Source organism: Chloroflexota bacterium (assembly GCA_009840625.1).
In the GTDB taxonomy this organism is placed as follows: Bacteria; Chloroflexota; UBA11872; order UBA11872; family VXNJ01; genus VXNJ01.
This window is the reverse complement of sequence record VXNJ01000001.1, coordinates 116,508-136,317: the sequence shown is the minus strand read 5'-3', so window position 1 is coordinate 136,317 and position 19,810 is coordinate 116,508. Positions and strand designations below refer to the sequence as shown.

15 protein-coding genes are annotated in these 19,810 nt (G+C 64.9%); 8 read left to right on the top strand and 7 right to left on the bottom strand.

Annotated elements, in window-relative coordinates; genetic code table 11:
* Nucleotides 1-35: 35 nt before the first annotated feature.
* The 4 genes from F4X41_00555 to F4X41_00540 form a co-directional block, all read right to left on the bottom strand.
* Complete coding sequence (locus F4X41_00555) at nt 36-3,035, bottom strand: insulinase family protein (GenBank protein MYB15517.1); 3,000 nt, start codon at nt 3,033-3,035, stop codon at nt 36-38.
* Nucleotides 3,036-3,145: 110 nt separating this feature from the next.
* Nucleotides 3,146-3,565, bottom strand: a complete 420-nt coding sequence (locus F4X41_00550) for a cupin domain-containing protein (GenBank protein MYB15516.1) — start codon at nt 3,563-3,565, stop codon at nt 3,146-3,148.
* A 128-nt stretch (nt 3,566-3,693) separates the two neighbouring features.
* Nucleotides 3,694-4,065 carry a VOC family protein gene (locus tag F4X41_00545; protein MYB15515.1) on the bottom strand — a complete coding sequence of 124 codons (372 nt, stop codon included), beginning with the start codon at nt 4,063-4,065 and terminating at the stop codon, nt 3,694-3,696.
* 239 nt (nt 4,066-4,304) lie between these two features.
* Nucleotides 4,305-6,848, bottom strand: a complete 2,544-nt coding sequence (locus F4X41_00540; protein MYB15514.1) for a trypsin-like serine protease — start codon at nt 6,846-6,848, stop codon at nt 4,305-4,307.
* 124 nt (nt 6,849-6,972) lie between these two features.
* Here F4X41_00540 and F4X41_00535 point away from each other — a divergent pair, with 124 nt between their 5' ends.
* The 6 genes from F4X41_00535 (at nt 6,973) to F4X41_00510 (ending at nt 13,409) form a co-directional block, all read left to right on the top strand.
* Nucleotides 6,973-7,797, top strand: a complete 825-nt coding sequence (locus F4X41_00535; GenBank protein ID MYB15513.1) for an SDR family oxidoreductase — start codon at nt 6,973-6,975, stop codon at nt 7,795-7,797.
* Between the two features lie 254 nt (nt 7,798-8,051).
* On the top strand, nt 8,052-9,050 hold the full coding sequence (locus F4X41_00530; GenBank protein ID MYB15512.1) for a hypothetical protein: 999 nt from the start codon (nt 8,052-8,054) through the stop codon (nt 9,048-9,050).
* A gap of 253 nt (nt 9,051-9,303) precedes the next feature.
* Nucleotides 9,304-10,434, top strand: coding sequence for a pyridoxal phosphate-dependent aminotransferase (locus tag F4X41_00525; protein ID MYB15511.1), 1,131 nt, complete (start codon nt 9,304-9,306; stop codon nt 10,432-10,434).
* A gap of 41 nt (nt 10,435-10,475) precedes the next feature.
* The gene (locus F4X41_00520; GenBank protein ID MYB15510.1) at nt 10,476-11,258 is read left to right on the top strand and encodes an SDR family oxidoreductase; all 783 of its coding nucleotides are present in this window, start codon (nt 10,476-10,478) and stop codon (nt 11,256-11,258) included.
* A gap of 10 nt (nt 11,259-11,268) precedes the next feature.
* Nucleotides 11,269-12,147 (top strand): alpha/beta hydrolase, encoded by an 879-nt coding sequence (locus F4X41_00515; GenBank protein ID MYB15509.1) that lies wholly within the window; start codon nt 11,269-11,271, stop codon nt 12,145-12,147.
* 71 nt (nt 12,148-12,218) lie between these two features.
* Nucleotides 12,219-13,409, top strand: a complete 1,191-nt coding sequence (locus F4X41_00510; GenBank protein ID MYB15508.1) for a hydantoinase/carbamoylase family amidase — start codon at nt 12,219-12,221, stop codon at nt 13,407-13,409.
* Between the two features lie 64 nt (nt 13,410-13,473).
* On the opposite strand, the gene F4X41_00505 is transcribed toward F4X41_00510, so the two are convergent.
* The 3 genes from F4X41_00505 to F4X41_00495 all read right to left on the bottom strand — a co-directional run bounded on the left by F4X41_00505 (nt 13,474) and on the right by F4X41_00495 (nt 16,401).
* The gene (locus F4X41_00505) at nt 13,474-14,373 is read right to left on the bottom strand and encodes a protoheme IX farnesyltransferase (GenBank protein ID MYB15507.1); all 900 of its coding nucleotides are present in this window, start codon (nt 14,371-14,373) and stop codon (nt 13,474-13,476) included.
* 10 nt (nt 14,374-14,383) lie between these two features.
* Complete coding sequence (locus tag F4X41_00500) at nt 14,384-15,301, bottom strand: hypothetical protein (GenBank protein MYB15506.1); 918 nt, start codon at nt 15,299-15,301, stop codon at nt 14,384-14,386.
* Between the two features lie 254 nt (nt 15,302-15,555).
* Nucleotides 15,556-16,401, bottom strand: a complete 846-nt coding sequence (locus F4X41_00495; protein ID MYB15505.1) for a creatininase family protein — start codon at nt 16,399-16,401, stop codon at nt 15,556-15,558.
* 336 nt (nt 16,402-16,737) lie between these two features.
* Here F4X41_00495 and F4X41_00490 point away from each other — a divergent pair, with 336 nt between their 5' ends.
* Complete coding sequence (locus tag F4X41_00490) at nt 16,738-17,361, top strand: DUF805 domain-containing protein (protein MYB15504.1); 624 nt, start codon at nt 16,738-16,740, stop codon at nt 17,359-17,361.
* A gap of 60 nt (nt 17,362-17,421) precedes the next feature.
* Entirely contained in the window at nt 17,422-19,389 is a 1,968-nt protein-coding gene (locus tag F4X41_00485; GenBank protein ID MYB15503.1) for a DUF2339 domain-containing protein, read from the top strand.
* Nucleotides 19,390-19,810 lie beyond the last annotated feature (421 nt).

The following is a 19,810-nucleotide window of genomic DNA, read 5'->3' as shown; positions in this document are numbered from 1 at the left end:
CACCCGCCCGGACCCGAGCTCCTTCGGGCCGGGGGTCATCCTTCCTCGGGCAGCAGGACGACCCGCAGGTACTGGTCGAGCGGCAGAACCCGCTGGGCCACCGCCGCTATGTCGTCGAGCGTCAGCGCCGACAGTCGTTCTTCCAGGTCGGCGATTTGACCAAACGAGTCGGCGCGCTGCGAAGCGCTCAGAATCTGCCGCATCCAGAAACCGTTCTCACGCAGCTGCTCCTCGCGGGCGCTGATGAACTGTTCCTTGACCGTCGCCAGGTATGAGTCCGCCGCCCCCGCGCGCAGCCATTCGACCTCCTCCAGGACCTTGGCCAGGAGTTCGTCGGTCCTTTCCGGATCGCTGCCGAAGATGATCGAGACCTGATATTCGGCGTCCGGCAGCCTGCTCCGCGAGGCGTCGACCTGGATCGCATATGTACCTCCCAGGGCCTCGCGGATGCTCTCGCGCAGTCGTATGCCGAGCACATCGCCGGCGACCGAAAGGGCCAGCGCCTCGCGCTGGCTGAATTCGGCCTCGCCGGCAAATATCAGGACCGTCGCCGCGCGCGGTTCAAGCCCGCTGTTTACGACCTCGTCGATCAGACCGGTCGGCGGATCGATTCCAACGTCGCGCCAGCTCTCCTTGACCCCGCCGGCCGGCAGGCTGGCCAGGTAGGTCCGGGTCAGCGAGCGCAGGTTTTCCCAGTCGAATGCCCCCACGAACACGAAGGTGGCATCGCCCAGATCACGGAACCGGTCGGCGTAAACGGCCTGCACCCGCTCCGGATCGAGCTCCTTGATCAACTCGGCGGTCAACGGCCGGGCCCGGAAGTGGCCCTGGCTCAGCAGTCGGCCCACATGGTCGAAGAGGATGGCGTCGGGATCGGCGGCCCGGGTCTCGGCCACGCTTTCCAGGCTGGCCCGGTAGCGGCTGTAGAACGCCGGGTCCAGGCGCGGCTGGGTGGCGTACAGGGTGATCAGCTGGAACATGGTTTCAAGGTCCTGCGGCGACGCGCTGCCGCTGAACCCCTCGTAGAGCTCCGAAATGTAGGGCGCGACCGCAACCCGCTTGCCGGCCAGCAGCTTGTCCAGGTCCACGCTGTCGTGCGGGCCCACCCCGCTGCCGGAAATGAGCGTATCGCTGTAGATCGCCGATACGTGGTCGGCGTCCTCGACCAGCGAGTGCCCGCCGGGGCTGTAGGCGTTGAAGACGACCTCGTCGTCCCGGAAATCGGTCTTTTTGGCGTAGACCGTAATGCCGTTGGAAAGGGTCCACTTGCGGGCATCTATCGATTCGATCGACTCCTCGGCGACAATGCTGCCGGCTTCGGGCAGATTCGCCAGCAACGGTATGTCCTCGATCGCGTCGACATACGCGTCGGGCGCCAGGCCGGGCGCCGATTCGAGATCGCCGAGCAGCGCGGCGGTCAGGTCGGCGTCGGGCAGCGCGTCGTCCCCGCCGGGCCGGACTACGAGCAGCGCCGTGTCCGCCGACCGGGTCCATCGATCGGTCGAGGTCTTCAGCTCGGCCAGCGATATCTGCGGCAGAACCTCCTGGTAAAAGCCCCACTCGGCCTCGATCCCGGGGGCGGGGATCCCGCGCAGGAAGTGGTCGACGTACTCGCCAACGAAGCTTGACGACGGGGTCTGTTCGCGCTGCGTATAGGCGCTCTCAATCGCCCGCAGCAGGGTTTCCTTTTCACGCGCCAGTTCGGTTTCGGTGAATCCGTGCAATTGCACCCGCCGCAGTTCTTCGAGCATCGTCCCCAGGCCGCGCTCGACCCCGCCCGGTTCGACCCAGCCGGAGAAAGTCAGAATATCCAGCCTTTCCACGTAGGGGGATCGCGCCGCGCCGGCCCAAAGGTATGGCGGGTCTTCGACCTGGGCGCGCTCGAACAGGCGCGCGTTCAGCATCATGAAGGCCAGTCTTTCGACCACGATCCGCCGGAACGCGGCCGCGTCCTGGCCGTCCTCCGGAGAGATCTTGCGCACCAGGATGAACTGGACGCCGGGAGACTCGGGGTCGGTGAAAACTTCGATCCGCGGATCGGCGTGCCCTGGGATCTCAATACTGGGCCGGGCGGTCGGATCGCCGACGGCGGCCGCGGCCTGACCGGCCTGGCCCTCGGGCGGCGGGGCGAAGTGCTGCTTGATCTTGGACTCGATGGCCGCCGGGTCGAATTCCCCCACCGCCACGATCGCCATGTTGTCGGGCCGATACCAGCGCCGGTAGAAGTCGACCAGGCGCTCCGGCGGGGCGTTCTCGATCACCTCCGGCAGGCCGATCGGGGCCCGCTGCGCGTAGCGCGAATCGCCGAAAAGCAGGGTCAGCAGGTTGTCCTGCAGCCTTGAGCTGAATCCCTGGCTCAGCCGCCATTCCTCCAGGACGACGCCCCGCTCGAGATCCACTTCCTCTGGGTCGAAGGCGATCGCGTAGGCCCAGTCGCTAAGGATCTGGAACGCGGTCTCGGTGATTTCGGGATCGTCGGTCGGGATTTCGACCCAGTAGAGGGTGCTGTCAAAACCGGTCTGGGCGTTGATGTCGGGCCCGAACGTGCCTCCGACCGACTCCAGGTATTCGACGATCTCCTGCTTGGCGAACCGCTCGGTCCCGTTAAAAGCCATGTGCTCGACCAGGTGCGCCAATCCGCGCTGGTCCTCTTCCTCCAGGACCGACCCGGCCTTGACGACCAGCGAAATCTGGGCGCGGTTCCGGGGTTCGGAGTTCGGCCGGATGTAGTAGCTCAGGCCGTTGGACAGGGTGCCGCGAATGACCTTCGGATCAAAGGCCAGGGGCGGGCCCGGCTCGGGCGCGGGCTCCGGTTCGCGCTCGCGGACCGGAGCGGGTGTGAGTTCGGGCTCCGGTTCGGCGGGTTCTTCCACCGGTTCCGGTTCGGCGAGCGTGGTGGGCTCTGCCACCGGCGCGGCCGTGGCGGCCGGCGGCACGGTTGCGGTCGGTGTCGGATCTTCGGATTGGCCGATGTCGCAGGCTGCCAACGCAACAAGCGCCACGGTTAGCAGCAGCCCCGTCCAGATACGCTTCAAGCCGGCACCGGTCCTTTGGGTCTCAATTGGGTAATTCGCAGTCATTAGGTAACTACGAAAACTGGGTCGATCGGATCACCCGCAGCCCGCGTATTCGACCGCGCGGCCGGTCAACAATCGGTCCGGCCCTTGCCGTCCATTTCCACGACCAGTTCGACCGGCGTGTTGCGGGCAACGATGAGCCGCAGCGGCTGGTCGTCGCTGGTGTTGACCGGTTGGTGCGCGGCGCCGGGAGGGATGTAGATCATGTCGCCGGGGCCGATGACCTCCTCGATTTCGAGATCGTGGCCGGAGAGCATCAGACCTTCGCCTGCGGACACGTAAATCGCCGACTCGCAATTGCTGTGGTAGTGGGCGGTGGAGCAGCGACCGGGCGGGATCAACGCTTCGGCCAGGTGTATCCCCTTGGCCCCGGTCAGCGCTTCCGATACCCCGGCTATCCGGGTCATGGCGCCCGAGGCGATCTCGATCTCCCGCTCGTGCTCGCGCACGACGAGCACTTCGGGTTTCCGCAACTCAACGTCAGACATCTGACCGAATTATCCGGTAGCACCGCGCTCGGCTGCCGGCCGACAGCACAGTTTGCAGGCCGGCGCCAGGGGGCATTGAGGTGCCGGCGAACACGCTGGCGGCGGCGCTTTGGCCCGCTGCGATGCCCCTAGCGATGCTGGTCGATGAGGATCGGATTCCCATCCGGATCGATCGCCATCAGGCTGCCCGGGCCAGATCCTTCCGGGTCGACCTCGCTGATAAGGTCCACGCCGGCGTCCTTCAGGCGGTGCTGGATCTGCCGCACGTCCGCAAACGAGTCCAACTCCTGGCCGAACCGGTCCCATCCCGGGTTGAAGGTGAGGATGTTCTCCTCGAACATGCCTTCGAACAGCCCGATCGTGTGATCGCCGTTGCGCAGGATCTGCCAATTCGCATCCCGGTCACCGCCGATCACCTTGAACCCGAAGTGTTCGTAGAACCTCCGTGACGCGTCGATGTCGGCGACGGCGAGGCTGATCGAAAACGCCCCGAGCTCCATTTGCACTGTCTGGCCTCAATTCCAACCTTTGAAAAATCGATGCGGTCCGACCCAATAGAGCGGTTCGCCAACGCCGGCCCGCGAGCCGATGCTAGACAAGTTCGCGGGCTCCCAGTCGATCGGCGTTTTTAATCTGTTGCCGGATATGGCGGACGGCCGAGAACCCAAGGCCAATCAGTTTTGGTCGGCGTCCGGCGGTTTTGGGCCGCGGCTGCCGGCGCGTAATGATCCGGTCCGCTTTAAGGCGTGAACACGCGGAAGCTGTCGAACTCTTCAAGATTGCGGTTGCCGCTGATGATCCCACCAGCCAGGGCGATGAAGCCACGATCCAGGTTGTGGCTTAAGTCGAGTTCCAGGGCCAGTTTCCCATCGACAAAGAACCAACCCGAGGACCCGGTCGCAATGAGCTGCAGCCGACGGTTTACCTGGCCCTCTACGGGTTCGGGCGCCTGACCGGTGCCGAGCCGATCGAAACGATCCTCGCCGGTAGTGCGCGTGTAGTGGAAGACCTCGCCGTCTCCGTCCAGGGCAACCATTTCAAACCGGTCGGACTGGGAATTTCTAAATATGAATCCGGCGTCCCAGTCGGTTTCGGTCGGCAGGGGAACTTCCGCTTCGGCGACCAGGTCGCGGGCAAAAGCACCGCTCTGCAGCACCGCGATCTTGTCGTCATCAACCCTTTCCAGCATCCCGGCGCCGGAATCGAAGTGCGGTTGCAGGCCGCGCCCGGCAAAGCTCTCAAACCGCGTCGCCGCGCCAGCCACTTGGTGGCGGTTGTAGTAACCGGAAATCGCCGCCACGTCGCCGGCTCCGGTCACGGCGTCCAGCTCCAATCCGGCGACCAGCTCCCCGTTGCCGAATAGCCACCCGCTTTCGCCGACCGCAATCACGCTCAGGTGGTTCGATTCGCCCACGCCGTCGCGGAACCGCGGCATGCGGCCCTCGCCGACTAACGTCCGCGGCGGGTCGTCGCCGTAGAAGAGGCGCCAGGAGGCGTCGGAAGTGACGATCAGGAAAAAGGCATTGCCGCCGGCGTCACGGAACTTGAATCCGTAGTCGAATCCGCCGGCCGCCGCGCTGTAGGGATTGAAGAAGGTGGCCTCGATAACGAAGTCGGCCGCGTCGAAGCCGGCTGCGACGCCTTTGATGAAACCATCATCGGGATCGTGATTCAGCGTCCCGCTGGCGGGACCGAAATCTGAAGCTCCTGATGGAGTGGTCTCGTTGGTCGGCGGCGATTGCGTGCTGGGGGCCAGTCGCCCGGACAGCAGCTCCGGCAGGCGATTGGCCAGTTCGTCGTGGCGAATTGCGAATCCGATCCCCTGGGCCAACCGCGAGGGAATCCCGGACGTGTTCATGCCCACGACCTGGCCACGCAGGTTCAGCAGCGGTCCGCCGCTGTTGCCCGGATTGATCGCCGCGTCGGTCTGCAGGTGGATCACATCGTCGAGGACGCGTTCGAGCGACGAGATGATTCCGGTGGTCACCGTCAGTCCGCCCTGGAGTCCAAGCGGGAAACCCAGCGCCACGACCGACTCCCCGGCGCGGACGTTCGTGGCCAGGGACAGGAAAGGCAATGGCGAATCGGGGTTGACTTTTAGCAATGCGATATCGCGGGCCGAGTCGATTCCGATCAGTTCGGGTTCCCAGCGGCTGCCGTCCTCGAGAACGACTTCCATTTCGCCCACGCGCTCCACCACGTGGGCATTGGTGAGGATGTGGCCCTCGGGATCGATCACGAATCCCGAACCTGATCCGGTAGTCCCCTCGATGCGCACCACCGCGGCGCGGGCTCCCGCTACCACGTCGACCACCGGCATCTCCGGGGGTTCGGAGATAAACGTCCCGGGCGTCACGTAGCGGTCGGCTCGTTCGGGTTGCAGTGGCGCGCCGGCAAACATCCCGACCTGCTTGGCAAGGTCGCCGCCGTTGGCGACCGTCACCGTACCGGCGCTGGCCCACGGGAAATCGCTGGTCCAGAGTTGCAGCACCGCGCGTTGCAAGCGAATGGAGCGAAGTCCCTCGTACTCGCGCACCCGGGAGGTCGGCAGTCCGTAGGTGAGCAGCGGATCGGGCACCGATTGGTAGGTCGCCAGCAGTTGCGGTTCAACTTCCAGCAACGCGATCCGCTTCCGGACGATCTCGCTGAAGTTGAGCGAACCTTCGTCGGCGAACGTTTCGGTCTCGGGAACCAGCAGTTTCGCCAGCGCCGCGTCGTGGCCCCGGCCCGTGAGGTCGTCGAAGACGTTCACGAACGCCGTGCTGCCGGATTCGGGACGCCACTGGAAGACCGCTTTCTGCATTACCTGGGTGGTGAATCCGTCCCAGACGAACCGGCGCGAGATCGGATAACCGACCGCGGCCACCCCGCCGTTATCCTGGAACGCGCTCCAGAATCGGGCCTGGCCGTCGTCAATTACCGCGAATCCGTCCTGCGGGTCCGGCGTATCGGTCGCGCCCTGGGTAAAGAACCAGCCCTCCGCGATCGGGTAATCGAGCGTCTGGGCGCCGGCGCCGGGCGCGGACTGGACGGCCAGTGCCAAAAACGCCGCCAGCAAGCCGATCCGGAGCATCCGCAGCAATCGGCGTTGGCCAGGCCGCCGGCCCGGCGGGCGCCGAAAGGCCGGCACGGTTGCAGCTGGCGGCAGGTTCAACCTGTATGCAAACAATGCGGGCGGGACACCAATCGACGGCCGAAAACGCTGCCCAAATGTATACGTACCTTTGCTGGTTCGGGTTTGCCGGCGGGCAAACGACCGATGACGCCGGACCGGTCTTGGCATTCGGCTTGAGCGATCCAATCTTGCGGCCAGCGGCGAACTTTGGGTAAGAATCGGCCGGTTGAAAAGTTCCGGCTGGAGGGCCAATCCAAACCTCGGCCGACCGTCTTCGCCAAAGGGGCGCGAATTGACCCAGCTGCAGGGAAAGGTCGCCGTGATCACCGGAGCGACCGGAGGGATAGGCCGGGCCGCGGCGCGCCGGTTCGTTGAAGCCGGAGCAAAACTCACCCTGGTCGACCTGGACGAGGATGCGCTCCGGAGCCTGGTCGAGTCGCTGGGTCCCGGTAACGCCAACTTCTGCGCCGCCGACGTGACCGACCCCGCGCAGACCAAGGCGTACGTTGACGCTGCCACCGGGCGATGGCAGGGCATAGACGTCCTGCTGGCCAACGCCGGGATCGAAGGGCCGGTTGCCCTCATTTCCGAATATGCGGACGAGGATTTCGACCGGGTCCTGTCGGTCAACGTGCGCGGCGTGTTCCTGGGGCTTAAGCACGTGTTTCCGGTCATGCGTCGCGGCGGCGGCGGCAGCGTCGTGATCACGTCGTCGACGGCCGGCGTCAGCGGATCGGCAGGCATGTCGGGCTATTCGGTCAGCAAGCACGCGGTCATAGGTCTCGCCCGCACTGCGGCGATCGAGGGGGCCGCTCACGGAATCCGGGTCAATACGGTGAATCCGGCCCCGATCCAGACCAGGATGATGCGCTCGATCGAGCACATGCGGGCGGAGGCAGATAGCGGACCGCGGGAAACCGCCGAGCAGGCCCGGGAGCGTATGCAGTCCCGGATCCCGCTGGGCCGGTACGGCAGACCCAAGGAAGTGGCGCGGCTCATGGCGTTCCTGGCCAGCGATCAGGCCAGCTTCTGCACCGGCGGCATCTACATGGTCGACGGCGGCTGGACGCTTGGCCAAGCTCCCGCGGATTCGGCCAATCAGGCCGGTTCGGAGTAATCCGGATCCCGGGTCTTGGGCCCGCGGCGCCCGAGTAATCGGCGACGGCTTTGAATGAGCGTGGCTTCCCGGCATTCAATTCGATTCGCTCAGTAACGTCGTCGTTCCGCGAATGCGCGCAGACGGCTCGAGCCCTGGCCGCGGCCGGCGGGCGGGCGGACCGTTGCCGACCCGCCCGCCGGCGCGCGTGATAGGCATTGCGTGCCCTGCCGGCGCCCAAGGGTGTCTTGTTGGCGGCAACGCCCGGAGCCGACATGGGTGATGCGAAGCTCCCGGCCATCCGGGTGGAACGCCTTAGCGACGGGCCGATCATCTGCCCGGAGACCCACCCAATCGCCGGCCGCAACATCCAGGGACCTTCGCTGATTCGGGTCCCCGACTGGGTCGAGCAACCGCTCGGCAGGTACTACCTGTATTTCGCAGACCACAAGGGCAGCCATATCAGATTGGCGCACGCCGACGACCTGCTTGGGCCCTGGAGGATTCATTCCCCGGGCAGCCTGCGGATCGAACATTCGCATTTCCCGAGCGATCCGCCGGAGTTCGACGAGAGGATGCTGAACAGGGCGGTGAAGCGGCACCGGCAGAACCCCCGCTACAACCGGCTTCCGCACTCGCTGCTCGCCGAGTTCACGACTCCGCACATCGCATCGCCGGACGCGCACGCGGACGAGCAGAACCAACGCATCGTGATGTATTTCCACGGGTTGGAGGATTTCGGAGTACAAAGGAGCCGGGTAGCGGTCTCGCGGGACGGGATCAACTTCCAGGCCCGCCCGGAGATCCTCGGACGGACCTACCTCCGAGCGTTCAAACATGACGGTTTCACGTTTGGCATCGCGATGCCCGGCCACGTCTACCGCTCCACCGATGGCCTGTCCGGATTCGAAAAAGGTCCGACCCTTTTCAACCCCGACATGCGGCATTGCGCGGTCCTCAAGCGGGGGGAGCGGTTGCACGTGTTTTGGACGCAGGTCGGGCACGCGCCGGAACGGATCCTGCTGAGTACGATCGACCTCTCGGCCCCATGGACTCAGTGGAAGGAGACCAAGGCGGTTGAAGTCTTGCGGCCGGAAAGGAGCTGGGAGGGCGCCGAACTGCCGCTGGAGCCGTCGATGGGCAGCGTCGCCTACGGCCGCGTGAACCAGCTGCGGGATCCGGCGATCTTCGAGGAAGCCGGTCGGGTATATCTGCTCTACGCGATCGCCGGCGAGGCGGGCATCGCAATCGCCGAACTGCACCTGACCAACTGACGGGGATCAAGTGACCCTTTCCGCGCGCCGATCACCGGAGGCGCGATTAACGCCGCCCGCGACCGGGCAAGCGCAAGGGTGCCGATGGCCCGGAGGTGACTGAGACTCCCGCAGTGACATCCGTGGCCCAGACTGGACGGAACCAGGCGCAAACAGTCAAAAATGAGAGCATGCGTTTGGTCGAACCCGTCCGGTTAATCGTTTGCGGCCGTGACGCGCCGGTCCGGACCGAGCAGCCAACTGGCAACAACCGGTGATTGAGCGCCGCAATCGCCATTTCGACGAGCTGGTCTCGCGCCGTGAACTCAGATGGCTGGGTCAGAACACCAACCATTTCCAGCCCCATCCGGCCGTTCGGGAGGCGATGCTCAAATGCATAGATTCGGGCGAATTCCATCTTTACGCGCCGCCGCTCGGGCTTGAGGCCCTGCGCCGGGGCATCCTCGCCGATCTCGGAGTCGGTGCCGGATTCTCAGTGCTGGTCACCGACGGGGCGATCGAAGGCCTCTACCACGCGTGCCGAACGCTGATCGGGTCCGGCGACCAAATGCTGTTCACCGACCCGGGCTGGCTCTGGCCGCGCCGCTTCGCCGCCAGCGCCGGCGCCACGGTCTCGGAAATTCCGATCTACGACCGGTCGGCCGGGTTCAGGCTCTGTCCCGACCGGTTGCGCGCGGCAATCACGCCCCGGACCCGCCTGGTCTACCTGGTCGATCCCAGCAACCCGCTCGGGTCGGTCCAGTCAGAAGACGAATTGAGGGAAATTGCCGAAGTCTGCCGCGCCGCCAGATCGATCCTGATCCACGACTGCACCTACCGCCACTTCGCCGCCCGGCATTCGCTCGCCGCCGAGCACTACCCAGAAGGAACGATCACGACCTACAGCTTTTCCAAATGGCTCGGCATCGCCGGACTGCGCCTCGGCGCCCTGGTGGCGTCGCCGGAAATGATTGCGCGGTTGGCCGAGGCGCCGCCGAACAATCTGGGCGCATCGGTCCTGGCGCAGCGCGCCGCGCTGGCCGGACTGCAGCACAAGGCGGAGTGGTTTCCCGCGGTCCATAAAGCACAGCTTGCCAACCAGGCCTCGATCAAGAACGCGGTCGATGCAATTCCGGGCCTGGCATTGACCGTTTACCCATCCAACGGCAACTTCGTCTGCATTGACGTGAGCGGAGCGTCGATCGCGCCCGACCGGCTGTGCGAGTACTACCTCGAGCGCAACGTCCTCATTCGCCAGGCAAGGTATCACACGGACCGCTTCGCCGAGCGATTCGTAAAGGTGGGCACCACGGTGCCGAGCGAATGGATCGCCGAGTTCTGTAATCACCTCGATGAAGCGGTCGCGCGATGCCGGGGGAAAGTCGCCGCCAGCGAGTTGTTCTGATTCCCCTTCGTTGGATCAATGAAGCACGAAAGAGGTAGCGGTTGGATCTTCAGTTAGCTGGCCGGCGGGCGCTTATTACCGGCGCTTCGCAGGGAATCGGCGAGGGGCTCGCCGAAGCTTTCGCGCGCGAGGGCGTGAACCTTCTGCTAGTCGCCCGGAACGAGGTCCGCCTGCTGGCGGTAAAGACCCGGTTGAGCGAAAGCTACGGGGTGGCGGTCGAAATCCTACCGGGCGATCTGACCGCGCCCGGGGTCATAGACGCGATCGCTGCGGTTGCGGGCGACGTTGACATATTGGTGAACAATGCCGGCAGCATCCCGGGCGGGAACCTGGAATCCGTCAGTGAAGCCTCCTGGCGCGAGGGGTGGGATCTCAAGGTGTACGGCTACATCAATCTGACCCGGACGATTTACCCGATCATGCGCGACCGTGGTGGCGGCGTCATCGTCAACAACATCGGCAATGCCGGCCAGGTTTACGACCCCGACTACGTGGCCGGAACCTCCGGCAACGCCAGCCTGATGGCGTTCACCCGGGCGCTCGGCGGACGCAGCCTGGATGACGGGATCCGTGTCGTCGGCGTAAACCCGGGTCCGGTCGAAACCGAGCGGATCTACAAGCTCCTGCGGCGCCGCGCGCTTGACCTGTACGGCGACGAAAGCCAGTTCACCCGCCTGCTGGAACGCTATCCGCTGAACCGACCGGCAACCGTTCCCGAGGTCGTCGACCTGATGGTTTTTCTCGCCTCGGACCGCTCGGGGTACACGTCGGGCACGATCGTCACGGTCGACGGCGGCATCAGCTCGCGCCACTCGATCATCTAGGAGCACTGCCATTCCGTTCGCCACCACCGACGACGGTGTCCGCCTCTACTACGAATCAGAAGGCTGCGGCGATCCGTTGGTTTTCGTGCACGAATTCGCCGGCAGCTACTGGAGCTGGGAACCCCAGGTATCAGCGTTCGCGGGGCGCTATCGCTGCATCACCTACGCGGCCCGCGGCTACCCGCCCTCGGACGTACCGCCAAGCGTAGAAGCCTACTCGCAGGCACGGGCGGCCGACGATATCGTCGCCGTCCTGGGCGCCGCCGGCGCCGAACCGGCTCACCTGGTTGGGTTGTCGATGGGTGGATTCGCGGTTCTGCACGCCGCCATTCGGCATCCCGGCATGGTCCGCTCGCTGGTCGTGGCGGGAACCGGCTACGGCGCCGAAAAGGAGCACGAAGAGTACTTCCGCGAAGTTTCGGAATTGGTGGCCGGCGGGTTCGAACGCGGCGCGGCTGAATTTGCCCCCGTTTACGCCGAGGGAGCTTCGCGCGTCCAGTTCCAGGGAAAGGATCCGCGCGGCTGGCGGACATTCGCCGAGCGGCTGGCCAGGCACTCGGAGCTGGGAGCGGCCAACACGATGCGCGGCGTCCAGGCCCGGCGGCCCTCGCTTTACGACCTCGAAGCAGATCTCGGGGCAATCGCGGCCCCGACTTTGATCGTCAGCGGGGATGAAGACGACCACTGCCTCCAGCCGGGGATTTTCCTGAAGCGAACGATCCCCGCTTGCGGACTGGCCGTGTTGCCCAAGACCGGGCATACGATAAACCTCGAGGAGCCCGAGCTCTTCAACCGCCTGCTGGCGGGATTCCTCGCCTCGGTCGAGGCGGGCGGCTGGCGGGAACGCGACCCGCGCGCCGATCCCAACCAGATCATGCGCACTTCGTGAATCAAGCGGGCGCGCCGGGATCGGGTCCGGCTTCCCGGCTGATCGACCCGCAGCGGTTGTGGAACCGGCACATGCAGCTCGCCGAGATCGGCGCAACGCCAGGCGGCGGCGTTAACCGACCGGCGTTGTCCGACGTCGAGATCGCCGCCCGCCAGGTACTGCTGGCCTGGGCTCGGCAGTCCGGATTGACCGCCTTTCACGATCCGATCGCAAACCTTTTTCTGCGCCTTGAGGGAAGCGACCCGGATGCCGCGCCGGTGCTCGCCGGATCGCACATCGATTCGCAGCCCACCGGCGGCAAGTTCGACGGTGCGTTTGGAGTTCTGGCGGCGCTTGAAGCGGTAACTGCGATGGCCGCAGGTGGATTGCGGCCGCGGCGGTCCATCGAAGTCGTGGCCTGGACCAACGAGGAGGGTTCGCGATTCGCCCCGGGATTGATGGGGTCAGAGGCGTTCGCCGGTTTGCGCCCGCTGGAGAAAATTCTGGCCGTGACCGACGCCGAAGGTGAGACGGTCCGGGAATCAGTTGCGCGGATCCTGGCCGCCGACGCCGGGGTCGAATCGAGGCCGCTGGGGTTCCCGATTCATGCTTTCATCGAACCCCACATCGAACAGGGGCCGGTCCTGGAGCGCGAGGACGTGCCGATCGGCGTGGTGAGCGGGATGCAGGGCAGCCGCCGGTTTCGGGTAACCGTTTCCGGGAATGCGTCCCATGCCGGCACGACCCCGCGGGGGGACCGCCGCGACGCGGTCCTCGCGGCGGCGAGGATGATTACCGACCTTGCTGCACTGATGGACGAACCCCAGGACTTGATGTTCACGGTCGGCCTGCTGAACGTTAGTCCGAACGCACCGTCGGTTGTGGCGGAAGAGGCCTATTTTTCGATCGACCTGCGGCATCCCGTGAACGCGGTGCTGGCCGACCTCGGAGATGCCATCGCCGGTTGCTGCGAGCGCGCTCGCGGTCCCTGCGCGGTCAGCGTGGGCGAGATTGCCAGCACGCCCTCGATCGAGTTTCCCGTCAGCATGCAGCGGCGGCTGAGCACGGCCGCCGAACGCCTGGGGCTGGCCTGGCACAGCGTCTATTCGCTGGCCGGTCACGATGCCCGGAACCTTCACGCCGTTTGCGAAAGCGGCATGATATTCGTCCCATGCCGCGACGGCGTCAGCCACAACGAATCCGAATCGGCCGAACCCGGGCATCTTGTCGCCGGTGCCCGGGTCCTGGCCGACGCGCTCTGGGGTCTGGCCGACGGCGACTGATTCGCTCGCAGATGCTCGGGGGCCCGGCGCTCGGTGCGAACTCAGACCGGGTCGGGCACCACGATCAGGCGGCGAGAAAGCCGCCCGCCAGAACGTCCAGCATCGCGCCCAGAAACACCGCCGCCAGATAGGCGATCGAATAGAGGTACAAGGACTTGGCACCCTCTATCCCTTCGGACCTGGCCAGGCGCAGCGCCAACACGAGAAAGCCCGCCCCCGATGCCGACGCGATTACCAGGTACATGGATCCGACGACGCCGGTGAAGGCGAACGCGATCGTCACGCCCACCAGCACGAAGGAGTAGATCAGGATCTGTCGCTTGGTGGCCGCCGGTCCGGCCACGACCGGGAGCATGGGCAATCCGGCTCGCGCGTAATCGTCCTTGATCAACAGCGCCAGGGCCCAGAAATGGGGCGGCGTCCAGATGAAGATGATCGCGAAGAGGACCAGCGCCGGCAGTTCGAGCGATCCGGTTACCGCCGCCCAGCCTACCAGCGGAGGGACCGCGCCGGCCGCACCTCCGATGACGATGTTCTGCGGAGTGATCCGCTTGAGCCCGAACGTGTACACGAACAGATAGATCAGAGTGCCGCTCAGAGCGAGCACGGCGGTCAAAAGATTCAGGAACGTTGCCAGGATCGCGAACGCCAGGACGTTGAGGATGATTCCGAAGCCGATCGCGTGCCGGGGCGGTACCCGGCCGCTGGCGACCGGGCGTCGGCTGGTCCGCCGCATGCTCCGGTCCAAATCCCGTTCCGCGCCGTGGTTCAGCGAGTTGGCTCCACCGGCGGCCAGGTACCCGCAGAGGGTCACCAGCAGCAACGTGATCGGATCGGGCCACCCCTGGGCCGCGACGACCATCCCGGCGATGGCGGTAACAAGCAGCAGCGAGATGATCCGCGGCTTGGTCAGCGCGATGTAGTCGCGCAGGTGCCCGGCGAAGGGAAAGGCCTGGATCAACATCTGCCGCCGGTCACTTAACCAAGATCCGGGCTCGAAACCGGGCGGGGTCGAATAGGACCGCGACCAGTCCCACGAGCGAGACCCAGAGGAGGGTCGCGGTCACCAGGTGCAGCGATCTCAGCAATGCCGAGAAGTTGAACCAAACCATGAGCGCCCCCAGGAGAATCGCAGCTGTCATCCAGCCGGCCGCCAGCACCGCGATCCAGCGCGCCCGACGGGTTCCGGGTCCCGGAACCCAGGCCCGGTAGCACAGCCAAAAAACCGGTAACGAAATAAGCGCGGTCGTGACCCTGTGGGTCATGTTCGCGATGAAGGCGAAACCCTCGGGGATCCGCGTTCCCTGGCACATCGGCCAACTAGTGCAGGCGGCGCCGTAGTTGAAGCCGACCATGTACGAGCCAAAAACGATAACGCACAGCAGCGCGGCGGGGGTTGCCAATCCCACCGTCCGGTCGAGTTTGGATCCGGCCCGCGGCTCATCGACGGACCGCAATTCCCTAGGCCCGGCGAGCCAAGCGACGGCGATGCAGGCGACGACGAGTTCGGCCAGCACCAGGTGGATGAGCCGCGCCCACCAGGACAGTTCGGTCAGAACGGTCAATCCGCCCAGCAGGGCGGCCGCCACCACCAACACCAGGGCCGCGCCGATCGCCAGCAGCGAGGTTCCGAATCTCGGCACCTGGCGCCAGGCCAGCACGCTCGCTATCAGTACCAGTACGCCCAATACCGAGGCCGACAGGCGATGGCTGAATTCAAGCCAGATGTTCAAGTCGAGGGGAGGAATTATCTGGCCGTGGCACAGCGGCCAATCGGGGCACGCGTCGCCGGACCCGGTGACCCGTACCACTCCACCCAACGCCACCTGCGCGATTGCCGCGGCGAGCCCCAACAGCAAAGTGGCGCGATACCAGGAGAGGTTGGCAGTCAAAGCCGCGGTGTCTATGGGCTTTTCGGCCGGTGCGGAATTCGGAGCGTCAGCCGTAATCGATTGATACGGGATCCGGACATCGTGCCAACGTCAATCAGCCGCGCACGAGCCGACAAATCATATCCTGCCGATCTGCCTTGTCCGCTGCGCGTTGCACAGAAATCGCGGGCCCGGCCCGCCGGCGAGCGGCGGCCGGCCGTCCTCCTGCCAACGGTCAGGCATTCGGATTCAATGGGGAAGCGCGATTTGGCCGCCTAGCCGGGAACCGGAATCGACGGCGGTGCGGCGTGATGGTCGGTCCTGGCCGGGTACTGGCGAGCATGAAACTCGTCTCCCCACTCGGCCAACCTGGAAACTGCCTCCTCGAAAAGCAGTTCTCCTTTTTCTCGGGTCGCCAACTCGGCCGACCCGCATACGCCCGTTTCCGTGTATGTGCTTGTCCAGCCCGTTACCGCGACGGGCCCGAATCCGAAAATGTCGACCGATTCGAACTTGGATCCCTGGGCGTTGGTCCACGTCTGGTGGCTCTCGACCAAGTCCTTCCGAACCATGGACTCATCCAATCGCAGCGCGAGGGATGTTTCCAGTTCGCATGCGTGCGCGCAGCCGCCCGGGAATTCCGATTCCCGCCACTGGGCCGCGAAGCCCGGATCGACCGTCACGAGCGACCACCAGCTGGTCATCGATACCACGGCGTCGGTTTCAATCATTGCCCGCCTGGCGGCCAAGTCCAGCGGCGGAACGTTGGAGCCGTGACCGTTGACGACGATCACTTTTTTGAATCCGTGGTAGGCGACGCTCTTGATCACATCGACGACGTAGCGGATGAAAGTTTCGTGGTGGACCGTGATGCTGCCGGGGAAGTCCATCACATGGGTCGTGTAACCGTAGGGGATGACCGGCATCGCCAGTAGCCGGTCGGGCCGGCGCCGCGCAGCTTCGTCAACCACCGAATCGGCCGACCATAGGTCCATCTTCAGGGGCAGGTGCGGGCCGTGCTGTTCAACCGTGCCGACCGGCAGGACTGGAATCAGGCCGTTGGCGACTGCGTCGTTGACCTCCGGCCAGGTCAGGTTTTCGAATCGGTGCGAGTTTTCCATCGGTATCTGCTCCGGGGGTCTGATTGCTGGTCCGGCGCACTCTGAGCGCCTCGCCGGGCGTGCAGCTGCCAGCAACGCGGGGACTGGCACCCTTCATATGAGTTTGATCACGCCAAACTGTGCTTCGGCCATACGTTTTCAAGCGGTCGCTGGCTCCAGGGTCAATCGCGATTCGGGCGCACCATCGGGACCCCAACACAGGTTTCCGCTGCGCGGGCAAAGCTATCGTTGTACGTGAACGCGCATCCGCGCGAAACGTGCGTGCAATCCGCGTGTGCAAATGCGGGTCGGGCGGGGTCGTGGCGAGTTGGATCAGGTACGGCGGAGGGTGCTGAAGTGACGCTGGTTGACTCGATTCGGACTTGCTTCCAGAAGTACTTTGATTTCAGCGGCAGAGCTTCGCGGTCCGAATTCTGGTGGTTCTTCCTCTGCGCAACCATTGCCCAGTGGGTAGTGGGCATTTTTCTGCCCGGGATCCTATTCCTGCTTCTGGTTTCACCGTTTCTGGCGGTGTCGGCCCGCCGCCTGCATGACACCGGCCGTTCGGCCTGGTGGCTGTTGTCGTATTTGGTATCGGGTGTAGCGATCATCGTTCTGGCGGTAGCGGGGTTCGTGCTGGCGTTCGCTGGGGAAGATATCTTCTCGGAATTTGATTTCGAGGACGCCGAGTTCGTGACCCTGGCGGTGATTCTTCTCTTCGGCCTGCTGGCCGGCTTGGCCGCATCTTTGCTGCCCCTGGTGCTCTGTGCCCTCCCGGGGACGGTCGGACCCAACCGCTTTGGCGACGACCCGCTGTCTCCGCCTCCCGAATCCGGCACCGTGGATTTGCCCCCGATCGACCCGGTAGCGCACGCTCCACCGATCGAACGAGAGGCTGACAAACCCCGATTTTGCGCCCAGTGCGGGTCGAGCCTGGACCCCGGTGCAAAGTTCTGCGCCAGCTGTGGCGCGGCCGTTTAGGCCGCACGACGGCGACGTCGTCGAAACGCGTCTTATGAGGCGGGCCGCCGGAAGAAGCTGATGATCGAACGGCACTGCTCAAATTGCGGGCACGAGGCGTCGTCCGCCGATGCCAAGTATTGCGTGAATTGCGGCACCGAATTGCCCGAATTTGCCGCGGAACCGGCCTCCACCGCCGACGACGAAGACCTGCGGCGGGCAGTAAGCGAATTGCAGTCGCTGGTTACCGGACTCCAGTCGCAGGTGAACCGCCAAACGCGGCGCATTTTTGCGTTGGAGAACACAACCTCGGGGGTCGCCCCTTCGGCGACCGAATCGGCCGGACGCGCCGGCGCCCCAGGCGCCGATCGGCGCGGTTCCGCGACGGCGGAGGCGGTGCGATCCCGGCGCCCGGCACCGGCCGCTCCCCGGACGGCCGACGAAAAAGACGCGTCCAGGGACTGGGAGTGGTTGCTGGGCGGCAACTGGCTCGCCCGAATCGGCATCTTGGCGCTCATAGTCGGAGTTGGCTTCTTCCTCAAACTGGCTTTCGACAACGATTGGATCGGCGAGACCGGCCGGGTCGTGCTGGGGTTTGCGACGGGCGTGCTGCTGTTGGGCGGCGGCGAATTCTGGTCGCGGCGTTACCCGGCGTGGGCCCAGGCCGTCACCGGCGGCGGGGTGGCGATCCTCTACCTCTCGGTGTTTGCCGGCTACTCCCTTTACGACCTTTTCGCTCCGGTCCCAGCTCTCTTCCTCGCCGGCCTCGTGACCGCGGCGGCGGCGGGGTTGTCGATTCGCCACGCATCCCGGGCGGTCGCGGTCCTCGCGATGCTGGGCGGATTCGCAACGCCGCTTTTCCTTGCCGACAGGCTTGAGGATCTGTGGGTTCTCCTGGTTTACGTCGTGGTCCTGGATCTGGGCGTCCTGGCGCTGGCCTATTACCGCGACTGGCGCTGGCTTGCGATCCTGGCCTTTGTCGGTTCACTGGTGCTATTCGGGTTCTGGTACGACGAATTCGATCCGGGCCTGGCCCTGGCGCAGACAGGGATAACAGTCATCTTTTTGATGTTTGCCGGCGCGTCGAACCTCTTGTGTCTGCGCAGGACGGGCGACCCGGAACCGCTCGACTGGGCGTTGATCGTCCTGAATGCGGTCGCGTTCCTTGCGATCAGCTATCAGATCTTGTTCGACGTGCACCGGCCCTGGATGGGCGCATTCACGCTTGCGCTGGCCGTCTTCTACGCCCTGAACGGGTTCGGTATCCTGCTGCGCTACCCGGAAAAGGAGCTGCTGGGACGGGTTTCGCTGGGGATAGCGATAGTGCTGTTGACCATCGCAATTCCGGTGCAGTTTGAGGGAGTCTGGGTAACGACGGCCTGGACGGTCGAGGCGGCGCTGCTGATGCTGGTCTCCTACATGCATTCAAGGCCGAATTTGCGCTGGGCGGCGGGCGCGATCTTCGCCATCGTCGTTTTGAAGCTTGTTGTGTTTGATTTTTCCGCCGACGACTGGCGCGAAATATATTTCGGCGCCGATCATTCCTACCACCCGGTTGCCAACTGGCACTTCCTGGCCTTTGCCGCCGCGGTCGCGGGGATGCACCTATCGGCCTTGTTGATCAGTAGCCGGCAGGCCGACGATCCCCATCCCTCAGACCAACGATTCCGGCGGTATTTGCTGGTTGCGGCAAACGGCCTTACCGTGTTCGCCCTCAGCGGCGAGATCGTGGACGCGTTCGACAGGGAATATTTCGCGGTCGACCCCGAAATCGCCGGGCAGGTGGTGAGTCTTTCCCTGAGCGGTCTATGGGCGGCGTACGCGGCGGTATTGATCATACTGGGCATCGCGTTCCGGACTTACTGGCTGCGAGTGGCCGGCCTCGGACTGCTTGCGGTGCCGGTCATAAAGTTATTCGCCTATGACGCGTTCGAATTGGCGCAGGCGTATCGAGTCGCCGCTTTCATCGGCTTGGGCGTGATGCTAATCGCCGGTGGGTTCCTTTACCAGCGATATGGTCGCGCGATCCGCGGGGTGTTGTTGGATTAATCCGGCTGCAACCGGTACCTCGATCGGCGACCGAGGCGCGGACTTGGCGGCGTTGAACTGAGCAACGTCGCAATTGGTGGGCAACGACCGCGCGGTCGTTCGAATTCCGGCAGACGCAACCAGGTCCTGCAACCGGGAGAGCTCGGGGGTGGCAAACATCGCCTAGATCACGGATGCGCCCGGGGTGCCGTTCAGCATCCGAGGTACCGAAAGGCCGACGGGCCTCATTGCGGCGGTTTGGCCGACCGGAATGACCAAGCCAAGAATCGGCGCGCCATTCAAGTTCGTCCAGGATGACGACACCCCAATGCGTAGGGGTTTGGCGCTGTCCACGGATGAGATCAAACTTCGCATTGCAACTCTGATACCGAAAGCCAACCGCGGAAAATACGCCGAGACCGCAGGCGGGCCGTTCAGGTTT